This is a genomic window from Ideonella sp. (genome assembly GCF_035254525.1).
GTDB lineage: Bacteria > Pseudomonadota > Gammaproteobacteria > Burkholderiales > Burkholderiaceae_C > Ideonella.
On the sequence record NZ_DATFAN010000030.1, the window covers coordinates 1 to 4,027 of the forward strand.

The following is a 4,027-nucleotide window of genomic DNA, read 5'->3' on the forward strand; positions in this document are numbered from 1 at the left end:
GCGGCAACTCGCCGGCGCGGCCATGTGGCGCGAGCTGGCACTGCTGCTGGCCGCCGGCGTCGCGATCTACCTGCTGCGCGTGGGCTGGCGGATCCGGCTGTATGCCGCCGCCTACCTGATGGGGGTGGAGCTGCGCCGGCGGCTGTACCAGCGCCTGGCCGCGCAGGGCCCGCGCTTCTTCCAGACCCGCCGCACCGGCGACCTGATGGCGCTGGCCACCAACGACGTCGACGCGGTCGAGATGGCCGCCGGCGAGGCGATGCTGGCCGGCTTCGACGGCACGCTGACGCTCGTGCTGGTGGTCGCGACGATGGCGATCGGCGTCGACTGGCGGCTGGCCGCCATCGCGCTCGTGCCCTTTCCGCTGATGGCCTGGAGCTTCGCCCGGATCTCGCGCCACCTGCACGACCGCTCGAAGGAAGCGCTCGATTGTTTCGGCGCGCTGAACGACCATGTGCAGGAGACGCTGTCGGGCGTGCGCACGCTGCGTGCGCTGGGCCTCGAGGCGCGCAGCAGCCAGGTGTTCGCCGAGCTGGCCGAGAAGGCAGCCGACGCAGCCTACTGGTCGCAGCGCTGGGAGGCGCGCTACGAGCCCGCCGTGGGCATGACGCTGGCAACCTCGATCGTGCTGTCGCTGGGCCTGGGCGGCTGGCTGGTCTGGCATGGCGAGCTGACGATCGGTCAGATGACCAGCTTCGGCCTGTACCTCACCCAACTGATCTGGCCGATGTTCGCCGCCGGCTGGGTGCTGGCGCTGTGGCAGCGCGGCAGCGCGGCCTGGACGCGGCTGTCGGCCGTGCTCGACGAGCCGCTGGCGATCGACGACGACGGCAGCATCGAGCCGGTGCACCCCGGCGAAATCGTGCTGCGCGACGTGCGTTTCGCCTACCCGGGCACGAACCACCCGGCGCTGGACGGGCTGTCGTTGCACATCCCGCCTGGCTCGACGCTGGGCCTGGTCGGCCCGACCGGCTCGGGCAAGAGCACGCTGCTGAAGCTGCTGCTGCGCCAATGGGCACCGCAGGCCGGCGGCATCACCTGGGGCGGCGTCAGCCTGGCGGACTACACGCTCGATGCGCTGCGCGCCGGCATCGCCTGGGTGCCGCAGGAGCCGATCCTCTTCTCGGCCAGCGTGGCCGAGAACATCGCGCTGGCCAGGCCCGGTGCGACACGCGAACAGGTGCAGGCCGTGGCCGAGCTCGCCGCCGTGCATGACGACATCCTGCGCCTGCCGCAGGGCTACGACACCCCTGTCGGCGAGCGCGGCGTCACGCTCTCGGGCGGGCAGCGCCAGCGCGTGGCGATCGCCCGTGCGCTGCTGGCCGATGCGCCGCTGCTGCTGCTCGACGATGCGCTGTCGGCCGTCGACACCGAGACCGAGCACCGCATCCTCGAGCACCTGCGCGGCCAGCGCGCGGGCCGCACCGTGATCATCGTCAGCCACCGGCTCTCGGCCGTGGCCGATGCCGACCTGATTGCCGTGCTGCGCCACGGCCACCTGGCCGAGCGCGGCACGCACGAGCAGCTGGTGGCCAAGGGCGTGGAGCAGAGCTGGTACGCGCAGCAGTGGCGCATCCAGCAACTGGAAGCATCGCTTGAACAAGACTGACCTGAAGTCGACCGCCCGCCGCGCCGCCGCACTGCTGTGGCGAGCCGCCAGGCCCGAGGCCCGGCATCTGTGGATCGGCCTGGCGTGGCTCGCCGTCGCGGCCGGGCTCGATGCGCTCGGCCCGGTGCTCGGCAAGGCCTTCATCGACCGCTACCTGCTGCCGCGCGACCCGGCGATCGGCGCGATGGCCGGCCTGCTGCTGGGCGCGCTGTTCGCGGGCTGGGTGGCGAGCTGGGTGCGCTACCGGCAGCTGAGCCGCCTGGCCGGCGTGGCGATGCGTTCGGTGCGGCGCATCCGCGAAGCGGTCTACGGCCATGTGCTGCGGCTGCCGATGAGCTTCTTCGACAAGGCCATCACCGGCCAGCTCGTCAGCCGGGTCACCAACGACACCGAGGCGGTCAAGCAGCTGTACGTGCAGGTGCTGTTCGTGATGCTGGACTGCCTGATCATGCTGGCCAGCCTGCTGGTCACGATGGCGGTGCTCGACTGGCGGCTGATGTTGATCGTGACGACGCTGGTGCCCGCGGTGTTCGGCATCGTCTACCTCTACCAGAAGCTCTCGGCGCCGGCGGTGGCGCGCACGCGCGAGCTGCGCAGCGAGCTGAATGCGCAGACGGCCGAGTCGATCTCCGGCATGGCGGTGCTGCAGGCCACCGGCGCCACGCTGGGCTATGGCGATCGCTACGCCCGCATCAACGACGAGCACTACCGCTCGCGCGGCGCCGAACTGCGCGCCAACGCGCTGCTGCTGCGCCCGGCATTGGACCTGCTGAACGTCGCGATGCTGGCGGTGGTGATCGCGGTCTTCGGCCTGCGCGAGACCGGCGGCGCGCTGGCCCCGATCGAGGTCGGCGTGCTCTACGCCTTCGTCTCCTACGTCGGCCGCGTGACCGAGCCGCTGATCCAGCTGACCATGCAGTTCTCGCAGCTGCAGCAGGCCATGATCTCGGCGGCGCGGGTGAACACCCTGCTCGACGAGGCCGAGGCCGACCGCCCGGCCGCCGATGGCCGCGTGACGGCCGGCGCGGTCAAGATCGATTCGCTGAGCTTCGCCTACATCCCGGGCACGCCGGTGCTGCGCCAGGTCTCGCTGGACATCGCCCCCGGCGAGTTCGTCGGCATCGTCGGGCCCACCGGCAGCGGCAAGTCCAGCCTGTTGTCGCTGCTGCTGCGCTTCTACCCGGTGACCGAGGGCCGGTTGACGATCGACGGCCATCCCATCGCGGGCCTCGATGAAGCCGCCTTCCGCGACGCCGTCGGCCTGGTGCCGCAGGAGCCCTTCCTGCTCGCGGCCAGCGCACGCGAGAACATCGCGATGGGCCGGCCCCTGACCGACGCCCAGATCGAGACCGCCGCCCGCTCGGCCGGCGCCCACGGCTTCATCGGTCGCCTCGAACACGGCTACGACACGAAGCTTGGCGAAGGCGGAGCGCGACTTGCCGTGGGCGAGAAACAGCTCATCGCCATCGCCCGCGCCCTGGCCGGCCAGCCGCGCATCCTGCTGCTCGACGAAGCCACCTCGCACGTCGACAGCGAGACCGAGGCGGTCGTGCAGCATGCCTTGAGCAAGCTGCGCGGCAAGTTGACATTGATCTCGATCGCGCACCGGCTGTCGACCATCCGCGATGCCGACCGCATCGTCGTGCTGAACCACGGCCACATCGCCGAGCTGGGGCCGCACGAGGCCTTGATGCAGATCGAGGGTGGGCTGTATCGGCGGCTGGTGGAGTTGCAGCAACTCTCGGCTGCCGAGGAAGATACCGAGCCGGACTCGGTCTGACTGCGTAGCCAGTGGTCTGCGATGGTTGGCGGGGGGCTGGGAGCCGGTACCCGCTTGGGCTCATTAGTCCGCGCCCTCGGCTGCGCCGAGGGTGCCCTGCGATGCTCGGGCTTGTGGCCACTGTCGAACTCGCTCCGCTCACTGCGTTCGCTGTGCTCGAACAATCGCCAGTGAGTTTGTTTACGAGGCTCGCTGGCGCTCGCTGCCACAAGCCCTGCGCTTCTCGGCGCTCCCAAATCGCCCAAGCGGATACCGGCTCCCAGCCTGCAGCCGTCGGCGGCAGTTCAACGCGTTCGAATTCAAGCCGTGCCAACACGCCAACGATGGACTCGGCCGGGGGCCGGCAGGCGGGGGGGCGATTTAGGGAGCGCCGAAGCGCGCAGGCTTCGTGGCAGCGAGCGAAGCGAGCCTCGTAATCTGACTCGCCGGCGATTGTTCGAGCACAGCGAACGCAGTGAGCGGAGCGAGTTCGACGGCGGCCACGAAGCCGAGCACTGCAGGGCACCCTCGCCGCAGGCGAGGGCGCGGACTCATGAGCCCCGCCGCCTGCCGGACCCCGGCCGCGCCGCTAACCGCCAAACAGCAAGGAACCCAACCCATGTTTGACTGGATGGTCTGGACCACCCCTGTCGCCGTCT

The 4,027-nt window shown here is 70.5% G+C and carries 2 protein-coding genes; both read left to right on the forward strand.

Going from position 1 to position 4,027, the window contains the following annotated elements; genetic code table 11:
• On the forward strand, positions 1-1,609 hold a 1,609-nt coding region (locus VJ693_RS03295), incomplete at its 5' end, for an ABC transporter ATP-binding protein (RefSeq protein ID WP_324152042.1).
• Entirely contained in the window at positions 1,596-3,389 is a 1,794-nt protein-coding gene (locus tag VJ693_RS03300) for an ABC transporter ATP-binding protein (protein WP_324152043.1), read from the forward strand. The genes VJ693_RS03295 and VJ693_RS03300, both read left to right, overlap by 14 nt.
• Positions 3,390-4,027: the final 638 nt, after the last annotated feature.